Raw genomic sequence first — 17,162 nt, forward strand, 5'->3', positions numbered from 1 at the left:
ATCCTGGCCGGTTATCCGGCGCGTTTGCATACCTGACTGTCAGCTCCTCTTGCCACGAGGCACCCCATGATCCGCGAAGAATTCCTGCGTCTAGCCGCTGCCGGCTACAACCGCATCCCGCTCGCCTGCGAAACCCTGGCCGACTTCGACACGCCGCTGTCGATCTACCTCAAGCTGGCCGACCAGCCCAACTCCTACCTGCTCGAATCGGTACAGGGCGGCGAAAAGTGGGGCCGTTATTCCATCATCGGTTTGCCGTGCCGTACGGTGCTGCGAGTCCATGACCATCGCATCAGCGTGACCCACGACGGCGTCGAAATCGAAAGCCTCGACGTCGAAGATCCGCTGGCGTTCGTCGAATCCTTCAAGGCTCGCTACAACGTGCCGACCATTCCCGGCCTGCCGCGTTTCAACGGTGGCCTGGTGGGGTATTTCGGCTACGACTGCGTGCGCTACGTGGAAAAACGCCTGGGCACCTGTCCGAACCCCGATCCGCTGGGCGTGCCGGACATTCTGCTGATGGTCTCCGACGCGGTGGTGGTCTTCGATAACCTGGCTGGCAAGATGCACGCGATCGTCTTGGCCGACCCGTCCCGGGAAGATGCGTACGAGCAAGGTCAGAAAAGCCTGCAGGCACTCCTGGAAAAACTCCGTCAGCCGATCACGCCGCGTCCCGGCCTGGACTTCAGTAAGCAGTCGGCGGCCGACCCGGTGTTCCGTTCCAGTTTCACCCAGGACGATTACGAACGGGCCGTCGATACCATCAAGGAATACATCCTCGCCGGCGACTGCATGCAGGTTGTACCGTCGCAACGGATGTCCATCGACTTCAAGGCCGCGCCGATCGATCTTTATCGGGCGCTGCGCTGTTTCAACCCGACGCCCTACATGTACTTCTTCAACTTCGGCGACTTCCATGTCGTGGGCAGTTCGCCGGAAGTGCTGGTGCGGGTCGAAGACAACCTGATCACCGTGCGGCCGATTGCCGGCACGCGTCCTCGAGGCGCCACGGAAGAAGCCGACCGGGCGTTGGAAGAGGACCTGCTGTCGGACGACAAGGAAATCGCCGAGCACCTGATGTTGATTGATCTGGGGCGCAACGACACCGGACGGGTTTCCGAGGTGGGATCGGTGAAGCTCACCGAGAAGATGGTCATCGAACGCTACTCCAACGTGATGCACATTGTCTCCAACGTCACCGGCCAGCTGAAGGCCGGGCTGACCGCGATGGACGCGCTGCGAGCGATCCTGCCGGCGGGGACCTTGTCCGGGGCGCCGAAAATCCGCGCGATGGAAATCATCGATGAACTGGAACCGGTCAAGCGTGGCGTGTACGGCGGTGCCGTGGGTTACTTTGCCTGGAATGGCAACATGGACACGGCCATTGCCATCCGTACCGCGGTAATCAAGAACGGTGAACTGCACGTTCAGGCCGGCGGTGGCATCGTTGCCGACTCGGTGCCGGCACTCGAGTGGGAGGAAACCCTGAACAAGCGTCGGGCGATGTTCCGCGCCGTGGCGTTGGCGGAGCAGACTTCAGGCGACTGAAGTCCTCCACAACAACCTGAGTGGCCAGGAGTCCTTTCGCTCCGAAGGCCGTATTTAAAGTCAGTGAATCCAAAGGTTGCTACGCCATGTTGCTGATGATCGATAACTACGACTCTTTTACCTACAACGTTGTGCAATACCTTGGCGAACTCGGTGCCGAGGTCAAGGTGGTGCGCAACGACGAGCTGACCATCGCCGAAATCGAGGCCCTCAAGCCCGAGCGTATCGTGGTTTCGCCGGGCCCATGCACGCCGACCGAAGCGGGCATTTCCATCGAAGCGATCAAGTATTTTGCCGGTAAGCTGCCGATTCTCGGCGTCTGCCTGGGCCACCAATCGATCGGCCAAGCCTTCGGTGGCGATGTCGTGCGCGCCCGGCAAGTGATGCACGGCAAGACCAGCCCGGTGTTCCACGAAGACAAAGGCGTATTCGAAGGCCTGAATCACCCGCTCACCGTTACCCGCTATCACTCGCTGATCGTCAAGCGCGATACTCTGCCTGATTGTCTGGAGCCGACGGCCTGGACCCAGCTCGAAGATGGCTCGGTGGACGAGATCATGGGACTGCGACACAAGACGTTAAATATTGAAGGTGTGCAATTTCACCCTGAGTCTATCCTCACTGAACAGGGCCACGAGCTGTTCGCCAACTTCCTCAAACAAACCGGCGGCACGCGCTAAGGACTTTTCATGGATATCAAGGCAGCCCTGAACCGTATCGTCGGCCAGCTCGACCTGAGCACCGAAGAAATGCGCGACGTGATGCGTGAAATCATGACGGGCCAGTGCACGGATGCGCAGATTGGCGCGTTCATGATGGCCATGCGCATGAAGAGCGAGAGCATCGACGAAATCGTCGGTGCGGTCACGACCATGCGGGAGTTGGCGGACAAGGTCGAACTTAAGACCTTGAATGGCGTGGTGGATGTCGTGGGGACCGGCGGCGATGGCGCCAACATCTTCAACGTTTCCACAGCCTCGGCGTTTGTCGTCGCAGCGGCAGGCTGTACGGTCGCCAAGCATGGCAATCGTGCGGTTTCGGGCAAGAGCGGCAGTGCCGATCTGCTGGAGGCCGCCGGTGTCTACCTGAACCTGACATCGGTCCAGGTGGCGCGTTGTATCGACAATGTCGGCATCGGCTTCATGTTTGCCCAGACCCACCACAGCGCGATGAAGCATGCCGCGGCACCCCGTCGTGACCTGGGCCTGCGCACGCTGTTCAACATGCTCGGTCCGCTTACGAATCCGGCCGGTGTGAAGCATCAAGTGGTCGGTGTGTTCAGCCAGGCATTGTGCCGGCCGTTAGCCGAGGTCCTGCAGCGCCTGGGCAGCAAGCATGTGCTGGTGGTTCATTCCAAGGACGGGTTGGATGAATTCAGCCTCGCGGCTCCGACCTTCGTGGCGGAGCTGAAAAATGATCAGATCACTGAATATTGGGTCGAACCTGAAGACCTGGGCATGAAGAGCCAGAGCCTGCACGGGCTCGCAGTAGACGGGCCGGCCCAGTCACTGGAATTGATCCGCGATGCCCTGGGGCGTCGTAAAACCGAAAATGGCCAGAAGGCTGCGGAAATGATCGTGCTCAACGCGGGTGCCGCGTTATACGCCGCAGATCATGCCAGCAGTCTCAAGCAAGGTGTGGAGCTCGCTCACGATGCCCTGCACACCGGCCTGGCCAGAGAGAAACTGGAAGAATTGGGCGCGTTTACCGCCGTATTCAAAGTGGAGAATGAAGGATGAGCGTGCCAACGGTTCTGGAAAACATTCTGGCTCGAAAGGCCCAAGAAGTGGCCGAGCGCCGTGGGCGGGTCAGCCTGGCCGAATTGGAAAATCTCGCACGTTCAGCCGATGCGCCTCGTGGCTTTGCCCAGGCGTTGATTGACCAGGCTAAGAGAAAGCAGCCAGCAGTCATTGCCGAAATCAAGAAGGCCTCTCCCAGCAAAGGTGTGATTCGGGAGCACTTCGTCCCGGCCGACATCGCCAAGAGCTACGAGAAGGGCGGTGCGACCTGCCTTTCGGTGCTGACAGACGTCGATTTCTTCCAAGGCGCCGACGACTACCTCAAGCAGGCGCGGGCGGCGTGCAAACTGCCGGTGATCCGCAAGGATTTCATGATCGATCCTTACCAGATCGTTGAAGCCCGAGCCCTGGGTGCCGATTGTGTGCTGTTGATCGTTTCCGCCCTGGACGATGTGAAAATGGCCGAGTTGGCGGCGGTCGCCAAGGGCGTTGGCCTGGATGTGCTGGTGGAGGTCCACGACGGAGACGAATTGGAGCGGGCGCTGAAAGTCCTGGATACCAAGCTGGTCGGTGTGAACAACCGTAACCTGCACACGTTTGAAGTCAGCCTGGAAACTACCCTGGATTTGTTGCCACGGATTCCGCGGGATCGGCTGGTCATCACCGAGAGCGGCATTCTCAACCGGGCCGATGTCGAGCTGATGGAAGTCAGCGACGTATACGCCTTCCTGGTAGGTGAAGCGTTCATGCGGGCTGAAAGCCCGGGCGTGGAGTTGCAGCGTTTGTTTTTCCCCGAGCGCGGTGTTCCGGTGAGCGGTTCGACGTTGGACTGATTCTTCATGCCTCCAGCCATATCCTTCACCGTCGAAAACGGCCTGCAAGCCGAGCAGGACTTGCTGGCCAGCGTGTGCGCTGGCGATGCTGAGTCGGGCTTGCTGTTCTGGCAACCCCGCGACCGTGCGCTGGTCATGCCGCGTCGCTTGAGTCGCTTGCCGGGGTTCCAACTTGCCTGCGAGGTATCCGCCGCCAATGGCTGGCCGGTGCTGTTGCGCGAGACCGGGGGCGAGCCGGTGCCCCAGTCAGCCGCTACCGTCAATATCGCGCTGGTCTACGCACCGCCGCGAAGCGAGGGCGATCACGGTCGAATCGAAACCGCTTACCGCCGGCTGTGTGATCCGATCTGCCAGTTGCTCGATGAACTGGGCGGGGTGGCTTCGCTGGGTGAAGTGGAGGGCGCGTTCTGTGACGGGCGCTTCAACGTCAATCTCGACGGCCGAAAAATGGTCGGGACAGCGCAGCGCTGGCGGCAGAGCAAGGGCGGCCAGCGCCCGGTAGGGCTTGTGCACGGCGCGCTGCTGCTGGACGACGAGCGCGAATCCATGGTCGCGGCGGTCAATCGTTTCAATGAGGCTTGTGGCCTGGAGCAGCGCGTGCGTGCCGAAAGCCACATTGCCCTTCATGAAAAATTCCCCGCGCCTCACGCCCTGGAGCGACTTGAGACCTTGTACCGGGAATTGCTGGATAGCCTCTAGCGGGTGCCGAATACCACCATGGTCTTGCCCTTGACGTTGACCAGATTGCGCTCTTCCAAATCCTTGAGCACACGGCCGACCATCTCCCGGGAACAACCCACGATCCGGCCGATTTCCTGGCGGGTCACTTTGATCTGCATGCCGTCCGGGTGGGTCATGGCGTCTGGCTGCTTGCACAGATCCAGCAGGCAGCGGGCAACGCGACCTGTTACGTCAAAGAAGGCGAGGTCACCCACTTTGCGGGTGGTATTGCGCAGCCGCTGTGCGATTTGTCCGCTGAGTACGTAAAGAATGTCCGGATCCTGCTGGGACAGCTCTCGGAATTTGCCGTAACTGATCTCAGCGACTTCACATTCGACTTTTGCCCGCACCCAGGCGCTGCGTTCCTGTTCCTTGCCCGCCTGTTCAAACAAACCCAGCTCACCGAAGAAATCCCCCGAGTTCAGGTAGGCGATGATCATCTCCCGACCGTCATCGTCCTCGATCAGGATAGTGACCGAGCCCTTGATGATGAAAAACAGCGTGTCTGAACGATCACCGGCACAAATGATGTTGTGCTTGGCGGGGTAGCGGCGACGCTGGCAATGCATCAGGAGTTTGTCGAGGTTCTTGATCTTGGACGTGGGAGTAATGGCAACCATGGTTGTATCCCGAAAACTGCGCGGTGTGGTGGTTTGGTTTTTATGGGGGCGAATGGCTATCGCTAAAAGCTGGCCATACGCCAGCGGCTGGGTGCCAGCTTAACAGAGGCGTTACTAATTAATTCGACAATTTACGTACGCGCAACGGCTCCAGGCGTCCTTACTCAGGGGCCGCCATCGCTGGGCGCTGTGCTAAGCTGGCGCCCCCTTTTTTAACAGTGGAGTCTTGGCGATGAAGGCACGCATCCAATGGGCTGGCGAAGCCATGTTCCTCGGTGAGTCAGGCAGCGGTCATGTGGTCGTCATGGATGGCCCGCCTGAGTCCGGAGGTCGGAACCTGGGTGTCCGGCCGATGGAAATGTTGCTGCTGGGCGTAGGTGGTTGCAGCAACTTCGATGTGGTCAGCATCCTGAAGAAGTCGCGCCAAGCCGTTGAGAGTTGCGAAGCCTTCCTGGAAGCCGAGCGGGCCACCGAGGATCCGAAGGTGTTTACCAAGATCCACATGCATTTCGTGGTGAAGGGCCGAAGCCTGAAGGAAACCCAGGTCAAGCGCGCAATCGAGTTGTCGGCGGAGAAGTACTGTTCGGCCTCGATCATGCTCGGTGCCGCCGGTGTTGAAATCACCCACGATTATGAAATCATCGAATTGGGTTGAATCGACATCCAACCATCACAAAAGCGGTGCAAGCTCTGGCGATCAGAAGCCGACGTCTGCATAATGCGCCACTTTTTTCAGGGCAGTGATCGGCTTGCGGCCGATCACTCGCCTGGACAGACAACCAAAATCGCCATCGCGAAGAGGTGTTAACCGTCCTACGCAGGTGCGTCTTCGCATCTGACGGGCATGCTTGATCACGCGGCCGGGCCGCAATACACAGAGAGTTTTTAAACGGTGAAAAGCAAACTCAAGCTCCATGGGTTCAATAACCTGACAAAGACCTTGAGCTTCAACATCTATGACATCTGCTATGCGGAAACCCCGCAGGACCAGCAGGCCTACGTCGAGTACATCAATAAAGAGTACAACGCCAAGCGCCTCACGCAGATCCTCACTGAAGTTGTCGATATCATTGGTGCCAACATCCTGAACATCGCCAGTCAGGACTATGAACCCCAGGGCGCCAGCGTGACCATTCTGATCTCGGAAGAGCCGGTGACACCGACCGACAGCCAGATCGAAGAGTCCCCGGGTCCGTTGCCTGAAATTATCCTGGCCCACCTCGACAAGAGCCACATCACGGTACACACCTATCCGGAAATCCATCCGGTAGACGGTATCGCGACGTTCCGCGTGGACATCGATGTGTCGACCTGTGGCGTCATTTCACCGCTCAAGGCGCTCAACTTCCTCATTCACCAGTTCGATTCCGACATCGTGACCGTGGATTACCGCGTGCGCGGGTTCACGCGGGACGTGGAAGGCCACAAGCACTTCATTGATCACGAGATCAATTCGATCCAGAACTATCTCTCCGAAGACACTCGCGACGCTTATCAGATGACCGACGTGAACGTGTACCAGGAAAACCTGTTCCACACCAAAATGCTCCTCAAAGACTTCGAACTGGATAACTACCTGTTCGGCGATGCCACCAGCAATCTCTCTATCGAGCAGCGTGGCCAAGTAGAAGAGCGTGTGAAGCACGAAATGCTGGAAATCTTCTACGCGCGCAACATGCCGCGCTAAGGTTTCGGCTACAAAAAAGGCGACTGCCCAGCGGGGTAGTCGCCTTTTTTGTTTTGGAAATCTCTGGCCCTATGGGCCTGATGCCGATTTTGCTGTCAGATCCGGTAAGTACTCTTCGTCATGACTTTAGCCAGCAGGCTCATGCCGAATTTGACCGGGGCCGGAAACCGAAAACCACCTGCTTCAAGTGCGCTTTCGGCGTGGTGCTCTTCGTCCTTGCGCATCTGTTCGAGAATTGCTCTGGATTTTTCATCCTCGGCCGGCAACTGCTGCAGATGTTCATTCAAATGCTTGCATACTTGATGTTCGGTCGCGGCAACAAAGCCCAGGCTGACCTTGTCACTGATCAGCCCGGCAACTGCACCAATGCCGAATGACATACCGTAGAACAGCGGGTTCAGCACGCTGGTGTGGCTGCCCAACTGGTGGATGCGTTGCTCGCACCAGACCAGATGATCGATCTCTTCCTCGGCGGCGTGTTCCATTGCCTCGCGGACCTGAGGCAGTTTTGCTGTCAATGCCTGGCCTTGATAGAGCGCCTGGGCGCAGACTTCACCGGTATGGTTGATGCGCATCAATCCTGCGACATGGCGAGTCTCTTCATCGCTCATCTTGACGTCTGGTTGCACGATCGCCGGTGACGGGCGATACGGCTGGCCGCTGAAAGGCAGCAGTGTTCGCATCGCGGTATCGGCTTGCAGGAGCAGGCGGTCAATGGGCGAGTAGTGACGTTGGGTAGTCATGCTTACCTCCGGGGAAAATCACGGTGGCCAGTTTAACCCAATCGGCCGTTGAAGATTTGCGTTGGGTCAGCGGTATCGATCCGGTGCCAATTCACCTGGCACTGTCCCAGTACATGCATATGAAATGTGATAGACGGTCCGTCCACCAAGTTCACTGAAGTTCACTGAAGTTCACAGCGCACAGGGCGAGCGTGGCTCTTCAAACAGAACGATGTTCAACGCGGGCAGTAGGCCTTGTTGATCATGCCAGTGATGGTTCGCACCAACCATCGCGACCCAAGCCGCGGCAGCGTGGCCAGCCAGCGATTGCGACGCCCGGGAATGATGATCGCGCGGTTCCGGTCCAGTGCGCGTACGGCATACAGCGCAACTTCTTCCGGGCTCATCAACTGTCCAGTCGCGTTGAGTTTGTTTTCATCCATTTGCGCCTTGGCGAAAAAGCCGGTCCGGGTCGGGCCTGGGCAGAGCACTGATACCTTGATCGCGCATTTCTTCAGTTCGACCCGCAGAGCTTCGGAAAAGTGCAGCACATAGGCCTTGCTTGCGTGATAGGTGCTCATCCAAGGGCCTGGCTGGAACGCGGCAATCGACGCGACATTTAGAATCTGACCGCCCCCATGCAACGCCATGCTGTTGCCTACCGCATGACACAGGCGTGTCAGGGCGAGGATGTTGATTTCGATCAGGTCCTGTTCGGTCATCCAGTCCTGGGCAAGGAAGGGGCCGCAGGTACCGATGCCGGCGCAGTTTACCAGCAGGTCGATCTGGCGCTCGCCTTCTTCCAGCTCCAGCAGAAAACCGGAAAGCCTCAGTGGTTCGCCCAGATCACAAGCCCGGAACAGCACTTCCACGCCAAATCGCTGCGTCAGTTCCATGGCAATACTTTCCAACCGGTCACGCTGCCGAGCCACCAATATCAGGTTGCGACCGCGCCGGGCCAGTGCCTCAGCCATGGCCAGGCCGATGCCACTGGAGGCGCCAGTTATGAGGGCGTAACGGGTCATGCAGTTCTCCATTGCAACAGCCCGCCGCTGGTGGACAGGGCTGTCACCGGCACCAAGCGCGCTTATTGTTCCTCTTCTTCATAGTCTACAGAAGGCGTAGCGGACTCGGCTGCCTCGGCGGCGGGGTCTTCAGTGGTTTCGCCGCTGGACTCGCTGCTTTCATAGCTACTTGAGGCACCGCTGCCATAGTCCTCTTGGAGAGCACCAAAGATGCCCGCAAACGTCGCCAGGAAAATCAGCACGATCATCACCAGCCAAAGCGACGCCAACAGCTTCACCGCCGTGGTGTTGCGCGGCGGTGGCGGCCCGTACTGGTTCGCACCGGTATTGCCCGGAGCGATGATGAGGATGAACGGGAAGATGCTGCCTACGAATGGGACGAGGTTGATCAGCCACAACCACCCCGACCAGCCGAGGTCATGCAGGCGCTGGACGTTGAACTGGATGCTGACGAAGGCAAAGGCAATCAGGACGACTGCGCCGAGCAGGCCGCCGACAACCAGTCCAGTCACCGAGTCGGAAGCCAATAGCCAGGTCGTGGCGAACCAGAAGCCCAGGCCGACCAGCGGCAGTACCGCGAGCGTCAGCACCATGGTCCAGGCCAGGTAACGCAGGCGCCCGATGCGGCCATCGAAGCTGAAGGGTTTGAGTGTGCTGTATTCGGCAAGTGTTTCGCCGACTGGCGCGCGGGGAGGAGCATAAGGAGAAACTGGATCGACGATCGAATCCGAATGGCGTGCGCCGGGTTGATGTGTCGACTCCTGCACCTCGCCGAGGCTCAGTTGGAGGGACGGTTCGGCTTCGATTCGCGCATCGATCCCGCTCTTGTGAAGCGCTTCCAGATACTGCTGTGCTTCACCTTGGGACAGGTTGTTTTTTAGCGACACCTTGCGACCACTGAACAACCGCTCGATGGCGCTGACGTCGCTTTTGAACAACTCGGCGAGGTTGAGCTTGGCGGTAGTAGTATCGACGCCTGGCAGCAAGGCCCCGTCGAAGACGATGTTGAAACGGTTTTCACTCATGCCGGGCATCCCTGTCTTTCAAGTTGAGTTCGTATTATTGGGTTCAGCGGGGCCATTGGCCGCCAAGTTGTGCCGCCCGGGCTTGCGCCTGGCGGTATTCCTTATCCAAACGCGCGATCAATTGATCGACGCTTGGCAAATCATCAATGTCGCCTACACCCTGTCCCGCGGACCATACGGTCTTCCAGGCCTTGGCTTCATCGTGCAGCGGTTTGAGTTTCGAGCCGGACTCGGCGACGCCCTTGCCTTGGAGTGCGATCAGGTCGAAGCCGGCATTTTCCAGGCTTTGGCGCATAAAACTCGCCGGTACTCCGGAGACGGCGGAAGTATGCACGATGTCCGCGGCTCTGGATGTGAGCAACATCTCTTTATAAGCGTCGGACGCATGACTTTCGCTCGTACCGATAAAGCGCGTTCCAAAGTAGGCCAGGTCGGCACCGAGTAACTGTGCCGCGAGGATCTGATGGCCATGGTTCAGGGATCCTGCAAGTAGCAGGGTTTTATCGAAGAACTGGCGGATCTCGGCAATCAGTGCGAACGGGCTCCAGGTCCCGGCATGTCCACCCGCACCGGCTGCGACGGCGATCAAGCCATCGACACCGGCCTCGGCGGCTTTTTCAGCATGGCGGCGGGTGGTCACGTCGTGGAACACCAGGCCGCCATAGCCATGAACCGCGTCAACCAGTTCCTTCACTGCGCCCAGGCTGGTAATGACGATTGGCACCTTGTGCTCGATGCAGATCGCCAGGTCAGCCTGAAGCCGCGGATTGCTGTTGTGGACAATCAGGTTGACCGCGTAGGGCGCCGGTTTTTCCATCGTCGCCAGGCCCGCTTCTATTTCTTCCACCCACGCCTTGAAGCCACTGGTTTCGCGTTGATTCAGCGCCGGAAAGCTCCCTACGACGCCGTTGCGGCAGCAGGCCAGCACCAACTGTGGATTGGAAATGAGGAACATCGGTGCCGCCACGACGGGCAGCCGAAGGCGTTGTTCAAGCAGAGCGGGCAGCGACATTGGAAGTACCCCGGATGAATGATGGGATTGGAATCAGAACGGCCGGACCACGACCAGGATTACGATAGCCAGCAATATCAGCACCGGCACTTCGTTGAACCAGCGATAAAAGACATGGCTGCGGGTGTTTTCGCCACGGGCGAAGCGCTTCACCTGAGCGCCGCACATATGGTGGTAGCCGATCAACAGCACCACAAGGGTCAGCTTCGCGTGCATCCAGCCCCCTTGAGTAAAGTAAGCGCTGGCATTGAGGCTGAGCAACGCGATACCGAATACCAGGGTAGCGATCATTGCCGGGCCCATGATGCCGCGATACAGCTTGCGCTCCATGACGCAGAAGCGTTCCTTGCTGACGCTGTCCTCACTTTGGGCGTGATAGACGAACAGGCGAGGCAGGTAGAACAGGCCAGCGAACCAGCAGACCATGCTGACGATGTGAAGTGCTTTGAGCCATAGATAGAGCATTTTGATTATTCCCAGGTTCACGGTAGCCCCGATAGTAGAGGTTGGAGCGGCCACACGTCACCTTGGCGGTTGTCGCCGCAGCGCGTGCCCCCTATCATCGACGGCTTTCCAGTGGTTCGTTGAGGGCAGGTTTATGGTCAAGGTCGGTATCGTCGGCGGCACGGGTTACACCGGTGTCGAACTGCTGCGTCTGCTGGCGCAGCATCCGCAGGCTGAGGTGGTCGTCATTACCTCTCGATCCGAGGCCGGCCTGGCCGTTGCCGATATGTACCCGAACCTGCGAGGGCATTACGACGGCCTGGCGTTCAGCGTTCCGGACATCAAGACCTTGGGCGCCTGCGATGTGGTGTTTTTCGCTACGCCACACGGCGTTGCGCACGCTCTGGCGGGTGAACTGTTGGCCGCCGGGACGAAAGTCATCGATCTGTCGGCGGATTTCCGCCTGCAGGACGCGGACGAGTGGGCCAAGTGGTACGGCCAGCCTCACGGTGCGCCGGAACTGCTCGATGAGGCGGTCTACGGCTTGCCGGAAGTCAATCGCGAAAAAATCAGGCAAGCACGATTGATTGCTGTACCGGGTTGCTATCCGACCGCTACACAGCTGGGGTTCTTGCCGTTGCTTGAGGCTGGCCTCGCCGATACATCGCGGTTGATTGCCGACTGCAAATCCGGTGTCAGTGGCGCCGGCCGTGGCGCCAGCGTCGGTTCTCTGTATTCGGAGACGTCGGAAAGCATGAAGGCCTACGCCGTCAAGGGTCATCGTCACTTGCCGGAAATTCGCCAAGGGTTGCGTCGTGCAGCGGGAGAGGACGTCGGCCTGACTTTCGTACCGCATCTCACACCAATGATCCGCGGTATCCATTCCACTCTCTATGCAACCGTTGTCGATCGCTCCGTCGACCTTCAGGCGCTGTTTGAAAAGCGTTACGCCAACGAACCGTTTGTCGACGTAATGCCGGCCGGCAGCCATCCGGAAACCCGCAGCGTACGCGGTGCAAACGTGTGCCGGATAGCTGTGCATCGCCCGCAGGACGGCGATCTGGTGGTGGTGCTTTCGGTCATTGATAATCTGGTCAAAGGCGCATCCGGCCAAGCGGTACAGAATCTCAATATCCTGTTCGGCTTGGATGAGCGTCTGGGCCTGTCCCATGCGGGAATGTTGCCGTAACAGCGACAGCAAGCGTGAAGTCTTGAAGCTACAAGTCTGGTGCTTGTAGCGTGCCGCTGCTTTGGTAAATAGTTGACCGATTTTGTAGGAGAAGCGGATAATGCCCGCCATCACGCATTATGGCGGCGTAAACGCCGGGAGATATTCAGCATGAGCGTCGAAACCTTCACCCCCACGGCTTTGCAATTCACCCACGGTGCTGCGCACAAGGTGAAGAGCCTGGTCGATGAAGAGGGTAATGATCGTTTGAAGCTGCGCGTATTTGTCACGGGCGGCGGTTGTTCCGGTTTCCAGTACGGCTTCACTTTTGATGAAGAAGTGGCCGAAGACGACACCATCGTCGAGCGCGAAGGCGTCAGCCTGGTGGTCGATCCGATGAGCTTCCAGTACCTGGCAGGTGCCGAGGTGGATTATCAGGAAGGTCTGGAAGGGTCGCGTTTCGTGATCAAGAACCCTAACGCCACCACCACTTGTGGGTGCGGTTCTTCGTTTTCGATCTGAGGGCTTCAATAAAAACGCCGCAGTGCCTTACGGCCCTGCGGCGTTTTTTTGTCTGGCGTTATTGATTTCAGGCTGGATAGATGGCGCCGAGTACACGCAAACCGCGGGCGCCGGTGACACTTGGGCGATTGCCTGGGATGCCTTTAAGGCAGCAATGGGCGAGCCAGGCAAAAGCCATGGCTTCAACCCAGTCCGGGTCTACGCCGTACACCGCCGTACTGCTGACTTTGGTATCCGGCAGCAGCTCAGCCAGGCGCTTCATCAGCGCCCGGTTGTGCGCTCCGCCGCCGCAGACCAGCAGTTCCTGAGTATTGGGCTGGGCATGTTGCAGCGAATCGACGATGGTCAAAGCCGTCAATTCGAGCAGCGTCGCCTGTACGTCTTCCTGGGCGAAAGCTGGCAACTGCGATAAATGCTGGCTCAGCCACGGCAGGTTGAATACTTCGCGGCCGGTGCTTTTCGGGCCCTTGGTGACGAAGAAAGGATCACTAAGCAGAGCCTTGAGCAGAACGGGCTCGACTTTCCCGCTGGCAGCCCAGCGGCCGTCGCGATCAAAATGTTCGCCTCGTTGCTGATGGATCCAGGCATCGAGCAACACGTTGCCCGGGCCGCAGTCGAAACCGGACACCGGTTTTGCGGGCTCTATCAGGCTGAGGTTGCTGAAGCCACCGACATTGAGTACGGCGCGATTACCGGCTTGTTCTTCGAACAGTGCTTCGTGAAACGCAGGGACCAGTGGGGCGCCTTGTCCGCCAGCGGCGACATCGCGGCTGCGGAAGTCGCTGACCACGGCGATGCCGGTCAATTCGCTCAACAGTGCCGGATTGCCGATTTGCACGGTAAATCCGCGGGCCGGTTCGTGGCGGATGGTCTGGCCATGGCTGCCAATCGCCGTGACGTCTTCAGGCTTGAGTTTCTGTTCGTTGAGCAGGGTATGGATGCCCTGTGCGGCCAGCTTTACCCAGCTTTGCTGGGTAATGGCGGAACGGGCGATCTCATCGGGCCCGCTGCTGCACAATCCGAGCAGTTCGGCGCGCAGAACGGTGGGCATCGGGATGTAGTGCGTGGCGACCAATCTGATCACCGGGGCCAGTTCGATCAGTGCGATATCCAGGCCATCCAGGCTGGTCCCGGACATCACACCGATATAGAGCGCCATGGCTTAGCGCTTGCTCGAAGCCAGCATGGTGGCTTTCTCTTGATCCATGCGAGCCATCAACGGTTGGCTTTGAGCCAGGAAGCGTGCGCGCTCGCCCTTGGCGATTGGATCGGCCATCGGCAACTTCTGGCCCAGCGGATCGACGTGCACACCGTTAACCTGGAATTCATAGTGCAAATGCGGGCCGGTGGACAGTCCGGTGGTGCCTATGTAACCGATCACCTGGCCTTGCTTGACGCTACCGCCGGTCTTCACGCCTTTGGCGAAGCCCTGCATGTGGCCGTACAGCGTGCGGTAGGTATTGCCATGCTGGATGATCACGGTGTTGCCATAACCACCGCGACGTCCTGCCAGCAATACCTTGCCGTCGCCGGCTGCCTTGATTGGCGTACCACGCGGGGCGGCGTAGTCGACACCTTTGTGGGCGCGAATCTTGTTCAGGATTGGATGCTTGCGACCGGCGGAAAACTTCGAGCTGATGCGGGCGAAATCAACCGGTGTACGGATGAATGCCTTGCGCATGCTGTTGCCATCGGCGGTGTAGTAGCTGCTGTTGCCTTGCTTGTTGGTGTAGCGCACCGCTGTGTACGTCTTACCGCGGTTGGTGAAGCGCGCGGAGAGAATCGGGCCGTTGCCGACGCTCTTGCCATTGACCACTTTCTGCTCGTAGATGACGTCGAATTCGTCGCCCTGGCGAATGTCCTGGGCGAAGTCGATGTCGTAGCCGAAAACGCTGGCCATGTCCATGGTCAGGCTGTGGGAAAGGCCTGCGCGCGCAGCCGACTGGGACAACGAACTATTGATGACACCGTGGACGTAGGCTGAGCGAACGGTGGGCTTGGCGGTGATGCGATTGAATACATAACCCTTGTCGCTTTTGGTCAGGGTGATGCTTTCCAGATCGCTCAGCTTGGTGTGCAGGTTGGTCAGCTGTCCGTCTGGATTGAGTTCGAATTCGAGTTTCTGGCCGCGCTGCAGTTGAGTGAATTGCTTGGCTTGTTTGTCGCTGGCCAGGACTTCATGGACCGACGTCGAGGGCAGGCCAACTTTTTCGAAGAGGGTGGAAAGTGTGTCGCCCTTGGCGACAATCACTTCGCGATGGTCGGGGCTCTTGTTTTCTTCCGCAACAGGGGCTTCTACCTGGGCGGCGGTCGCTGCAGCGTCTTCCGGGCTGTTTTCAATCTGTGCAAAAGGAGATGCGGCCGGTTCGTTTGTGGCTTGAACGGTTTCGGCGGCGTCTTGTTCTTGTGTCAGTTGTTCAGCAGGGCTTTCCAGTTCAAGACTCAGAGTCGTCTTTTTGGCTTCAACATCGCTGGAGGGAAACACCAGGAGCGCCAGGCTAAGGAGGGCTGCGATGCCACTTGCGGCAAGCAGATGGGTCTTTGGGTAAAGCGGCGGCGCTTTAGACGGTTCTGTGGTCATAAGTAATTTTGGCTTTTGAAAAAGTGAATTGGAAAAGATGAATGACATGATGAAGATGAAATAACTGTATAAAATATAACCAAAACCCCTGCGAAGCAAGCCCGCGGACGCTCTGTTCTGTGGATTGGCGTCCGCGCGCCGGGCAAACCTTGTATTTGGTGCGCGATCTTGTATGGTTGGTGCCCTTTGAATCTGAGCCTTACGGGTCTGTTATGAAGTCGGTTGAAGAGCAGCTAGCGCTGATCAAACGTGGTGCGGAAGAACTGTTGGTCGAGTCCGAGCTGATCGAAAAGCTCAAGCGCGGGCAGCCGCTGCGCATCAAGGCTGGTTTCGATCCGACGGCACCCGATCTGCACCTGGGTCATACCGTGCTTATTAATAAGCTGCGCCAGTTCCAGGAGCTGGGGCACCAAGTCATCTTCCTTATAGGTGACTTCACCGGAATGATCGGTGATCCAAGCGGGAAGAGTGCTACACGCCCACCGCTGACCCGTGAGCAGGTTCTCGATAATGCCGAGACCTACAAGACCCAGGTTTTCAAGATCCTTGATCCGGCAAAGACCGAAGTGGCTTTCAACTCCACCTGGATGGATCAGATGGGGCCGGCGGATTTCATTCGCCTGACGTCCCAATACACCGTGGCTCGTATGCTCGAGCGCGACGATTTCGACAAGCGCTATAAATCCAATCAGCCAATTGCCATTCATGAGTTCCTCTACCCGCTTGTACAGGGCTATGACTCGGTTGCATTGCGCGCGGATGTTGAGCTTGGCGGTACCGATCAGAAATTCAACCTGTTGATGGGGCGTGAGTTGCAGCGCGGTTATGGTCAGGAGGCACAGTGCATCCTGACCATGCCATTGTTGGAAGGCCTGGACGGCGTGAAGAAGATGTCCAAGTCCTTGGGTAATTACGTAGGTATCCAGGAAGCGCCGGGTGTCATGTACAGCAAGCTGGTTTCTATTCCTGATGCGCTGATGTGGCGTTACTTCGAGCTGTTGAGCTTCCGGTCCATGGAAGAGATTGGCGCGTTCCAAGCCGATGTAGATGCGGGGGCTAATCCGCGGGATATCAAGATCAAACTGGCCGAAGAGATCGTTGCGCGTTTTCATGGCGAGGAGGCAGCGGCCAATGCGCATCGCGCGGCGGGTAATCGTATGAAGGATGGCGAGCTGCCGGATGATCTGCCTGAGATTGAGCTGACTGCTGCCGAAGCCATGCCGATTGCGGCGGTCCTTAACAAGGCGGGCTTGGTCAAGAATGCGGCGGTGGCGCGAGATCTCCTGGGTTCGGGCGGTGTGCGTATAGATGGTGAGGTTGTGGATCGCACCTATATATATGAGCTAGGTGCTACTCATGTATGCCAAGCCGGTAAGAAGGCTTTCGCGCGCATTACGCTTAAATCCGAATAAAGCTAAAAATAACGGTTGACGGCAAATCCTGGGTGTCTATAATTCGCCCCACTTCCGGCGCAGTCGAAACGGAAAACTCCTTGAGTTTCAATGAGTTAAGTAGG

At 58.3% G+C, this 17,162-nt stretch carries 18 protein-coding genes; 10 read left to right on the forward strand and 8 right to left on the reverse strand.

The window, feature by feature from the left end; translation table 11 throughout:
- The first annotated feature begins 66 nt into the window (after positions 1–66).
- The 5 genes from trpE (at position 67) to HU806_RS22060 (ending at position 4,819) form a co-directional block, all read left to right on the forward strand.
- Positions 67–1,548 (forward strand): anthranilate synthase component I, encoded by a 1,482-nt coding sequence (gene trpE, locus HU806_RS22040; RefSeq protein WP_186614348.1) that lies wholly within the window; start codon positions 67–69, stop codon positions 1,546–1,548.
- 86 nt (positions 1,549–1,634) lie between these two features.
- Entirely contained in the window at positions 1,635–2,228 is a 594-nt protein-coding gene (locus tag HU806_RS22045) for an aminodeoxychorismate/anthranilate synthase component II (protein ID WP_186614350.1), read from the forward strand.
- Positions 2,229–2,237: 9 nt separating this feature from the next.
- The gene (trpD, locus tag HU806_RS22050) at positions 2,238–3,287 is read left to right on the forward strand and encodes an anthranilate phosphoribosyltransferase (RefSeq protein ID WP_186614352.1); all 1,050 of its coding nucleotides are present in this window, start codon (positions 2,238–2,240) and stop codon (positions 3,285–3,287) included.
- A complete protein-coding gene (trpC, locus tag HU806_RS22055; protein ID WP_186614354.1) occupies positions 3,284–4,120 on the forward strand; it encodes an indole-3-glycerol phosphate synthase TrpC in 837 nt (278 codons plus the stop codon). The genes trpD and trpC overlap by 4 nt, the downstream gene beginning before the upstream one ends.
- A gap of 6 nt (positions 4,121–4,126) precedes the next feature.
- On the forward strand, positions 4,127–4,819 hold the full coding sequence (locus HU806_RS22060; RefSeq protein ID WP_186614356.1) for a lipoate--protein ligase family protein: 693 nt from the start codon (positions 4,127–4,129) through the stop codon (positions 4,817–4,819).
- Here HU806_RS22060 and crp read toward each other — a convergent pair.
- Complete coding sequence (gene crp / locus HU806_RS22065; RefSeq protein WP_186614358.1) at positions 4,816–5,460, reverse strand: cAMP-activated global transcriptional regulator CRP; 645 nt, start codon at positions 5,458–5,460, stop codon at positions 4,816–4,818. The two genes, HU806_RS22060 and crp, sit on opposite strands and share 4 nt — an antisense overlap.
- Before the next feature lie 232 nt (positions 5,461–5,692).
- Between crp and HU806_RS22070 the strand changes: the two genes are divergently transcribed.
- Positions 5,693–6,115, forward strand: coding sequence for an OsmC family protein (locus HU806_RS22070; protein ID WP_186614360.1), 423 nt, complete (start codon positions 5,693–5,695; stop codon positions 6,113–6,115).
- Positions 6,116–6,352: 237 nt separating this feature from the next.
- Positions 6,353–7,147, forward strand: coding sequence for an adenosylmethionine decarboxylase (gene speD, locus HU806_RS22075; protein WP_039590886.1), 795 nt, complete (start codon positions 6,353–6,355; stop codon positions 7,145–7,147).
- Positions 7,148–7,242: 95 nt separating this feature from the next.
- Here the strand turns inward: speD and coq7 are convergent, their stop codons facing one another.
- The 5 genes from coq7 to hemJ all read right to left on the reverse strand — a co-directional run bounded on the left by coq7 (position 7,243) and on the right by hemJ (position 11,396).
- Positions 7,243–7,890 carry a 2-polyprenyl-3-methyl-6-methoxy-1,4-benzoquinone monooxygenase gene (gene coq7, locus HU806_RS22080; protein WP_186614362.1) on the reverse strand — a complete coding sequence of 216 codons (648 nt, stop codon included), beginning with the start codon at positions 7,888–7,890 and terminating at the stop codon, positions 7,243–7,245.
- Between the two features lie 215 nt (positions 7,891–8,105).
- A complete protein-coding gene (locus tag HU806_RS22085) occupies positions 8,106–8,894 on the reverse strand; it encodes an SDR family NAD(P)-dependent oxidoreductase (protein ID WP_186614364.1) in 789 nt (262 codons plus the stop codon).
- A gap of 62 nt (positions 8,895–8,956) precedes the next feature.
- Complete coding sequence (locus tag HU806_RS22090) at positions 8,957–9,919, reverse strand: DUF805 domain-containing protein (RefSeq protein WP_186614366.1); 963 nt, start codon at positions 9,917–9,919, stop codon at positions 8,957–8,959.
- 43 nt (positions 9,920–9,962) lie between these two features.
- Positions 9,963–10,931, reverse strand: a complete 969-nt coding sequence (locus HU806_RS22095; protein ID WP_186614368.1) for an NAD(P)H-dependent flavin oxidoreductase — start codon at positions 10,929–10,931, stop codon at positions 9,963–9,965.
- A 33-nt stretch (positions 10,932–10,964) separates the two neighbouring features.
- Complete coding sequence (hemJ, locus tag HU806_RS22100) at positions 10,965–11,396, reverse strand: protoporphyrinogen oxidase HemJ (protein ID WP_186614369.1); 432 nt, start codon at positions 11,394–11,396, stop codon at positions 10,965–10,967.
- Positions 11,397–11,529: 133 nt separating this feature from the next.
- Between hemJ and argC the strand changes: the two genes are divergently transcribed.
- Both argC and erpA read left to right on the forward strand, forming a co-directional pair.
- Positions 11,530–12,564 (forward strand): N-acetyl-gamma-glutamyl-phosphate reductase, encoded by a 1,035-nt coding sequence (gene argC, locus HU806_RS22105; protein ID WP_186614371.1) that lies wholly within the window; start codon positions 11,530–11,532, stop codon positions 12,562–12,564.
- A gap of 150 nt (positions 12,565–12,714) precedes the next feature.
- Positions 12,715–13,065: an iron-sulfur cluster insertion protein ErpA gene (gene erpA, locus HU806_RS22110; protein ID WP_003177727.1), complete on the forward strand. Its 351-nt coding sequence runs from the start codon at positions 12,715–12,717 to the stop codon at positions 13,063–13,065.
- A gap of 67 nt (positions 13,066–13,132) precedes the next feature.
- On the opposite strand, the gene HU806_RS22115 is transcribed toward erpA, so the two are convergent.
- Together HU806_RS22115 and mepM are read right to left on the reverse strand one after the other, a co-directional pair.
- A complete protein-coding gene (locus HU806_RS22115; protein WP_186614373.1) occupies positions 13,133–14,224 on the reverse strand; it encodes an anhydro-N-acetylmuramic acid kinase in 1,092 nt (363 codons plus the stop codon).
- 3 nt (positions 14,225–14,227) lie between these two features.
- Positions 14,228–15,646 (reverse strand): peptidoglycan DD-metalloendopeptidase MepM, encoded by a 1,419-nt coding sequence (gene mepM / locus HU806_RS22120; protein WP_186614375.1) that lies wholly within the window; start codon positions 15,644–15,646, stop codon positions 14,228–14,230.
- Between the two features lie 212 nt (positions 15,647–15,858).
- Between mepM and tyrS the strand changes: the two genes are divergently transcribed.
- On the forward strand, positions 15,859–17,058 hold the full coding sequence (gene tyrS, locus HU806_RS22125; protein WP_186614377.1) for a tyrosine--tRNA ligase: 1,200 nt from the start codon (positions 15,859–15,861) through the stop codon (positions 17,056–17,058).
- The last annotated feature ends 104 nt before the right edge of the window (positions 17,059–17,162 follow it).

The sequence above is a fragment of the Pseudomonas sp. SWRI154 genome (assembly GCF_014268645.1).
In the GTDB taxonomy this organism is placed as follows: Bacteria; Pseudomonadota; Gammaproteobacteria; order Pseudomonadales; family Pseudomonadaceae; genus Aquipseudomonas; species Aquipseudomonas marvdashtae.

What these genes read in the sequence shown, in the direction of transcription:
- mepM (WP_186614375.1), bottom strand. Translation starts at nt 15,646, where the DNA reads ATGACCACAGAACCGTCTAAAGCGCCGCCGCTTTACCCAAAGACCCAT.
- HU806_RS22090 (WP_186614366.1), bottom strand. Translation starts at nt 9,919, where the DNA reads ATGAGTGAAAACCGTTTCAACATCGTCTTCGACGGGGCCTTGCTGCCA.
- HU806_RS22115 (WP_186614373.1), bottom strand. Translation starts at nt 14,224, where the DNA reads ATGGCGCTCTATATCGGTGTGATGTCCGGGACCAGCCTGGATGGCCTG.
- erpA (WP_003177727.1), top strand. Translation starts at nt 12,715, where the DNA reads ATGAGCGTCGAAACCTTCACCCCCACGGCTTTGCAATTCACCCACGGT.
- HU806_RS22085 (WP_186614364.1), bottom strand. Translation starts at nt 8,894, where the DNA reads ATGACCCGTTACGCCCTCATAACTGGCGCCTCCAGTGGCATCGGCCTG.
- HU806_RS22095 (WP_186614368.1), bottom strand. Translation starts at nt 10,931, where the DNA reads ATGTCGCTGCCCGCTCTGCTTGAACAACGCCTTCGGCTGCCCGTCGTG.
- HU806_RS22060 (WP_186614356.1), top strand. Translation starts at nt 4,127, where the DNA reads ATGCCTCCAGCCATATCCTTCACCGTCGAAAACGGCCTGCAAGCCGAG.
- crp (WP_186614358.1), bottom strand. Translation starts at nt 5,460, where the DNA reads ATGGTTGCCATTACTCCCACGTCCAAGATCAAGAACCTCGACAAACTC.
- trpC (WP_186614354.1), top strand. Translation starts at nt 3,284, where the DNA reads ATGAGCGTGCCAACGGTTCTGGAAAACATTCTGGCTCGAAAGGCCCAA.
- argC (WP_186614371.1), top strand. Translation starts at nt 11,530, where the DNA reads ATGGTCAAGGTCGGTATCGTCGGCGGCACGGGTTACACCGGTGTCGAA.
- HU806_RS22070 (WP_186614360.1), top strand. Translation starts at nt 5,693, where the DNA reads ATGAAGGCACGCATCCAATGGGCTGGCGAAGCCATGTTCCTCGGTGAG.
- trpE (WP_186614348.1), top strand. Translation starts at nt 67, where the DNA reads ATGATCCGCGAAGAATTCCTGCGTCTAGCCGCTGCCGGCTACAACCGC.
- tyrS (WP_186614377.1), top strand. Translation starts at nt 15,859, where the DNA reads ATGAAGTCGGTTGAAGAGCAGCTAGCGCTGATCAAACGTGGTGCGGAA.
- trpD (WP_186614352.1), top strand. Translation starts at nt 2,238, where the DNA reads ATGGATATCAAGGCAGCCCTGAACCGTATCGTCGGCCAGCTCGACCTG.
- coq7 (WP_186614362.1), bottom strand. Translation starts at nt 7,890, where the DNA reads ATGACTACCCAACGTCACTACTCGCCCATTGACCGCCTGCTCCTGCAA.
- HU806_RS22045 (WP_186614350.1), top strand. Translation starts at nt 1,635, where the DNA reads ATGTTGCTGATGATCGATAACTACGACTCTTTTACCTACAACGTTGTG.
- hemJ (WP_186614369.1), bottom strand. Translation starts at nt 11,396, where the DNA reads ATGCTCTATCTATGGCTCAAAGCACTTCACATCGTCAGCATGGTCTGC.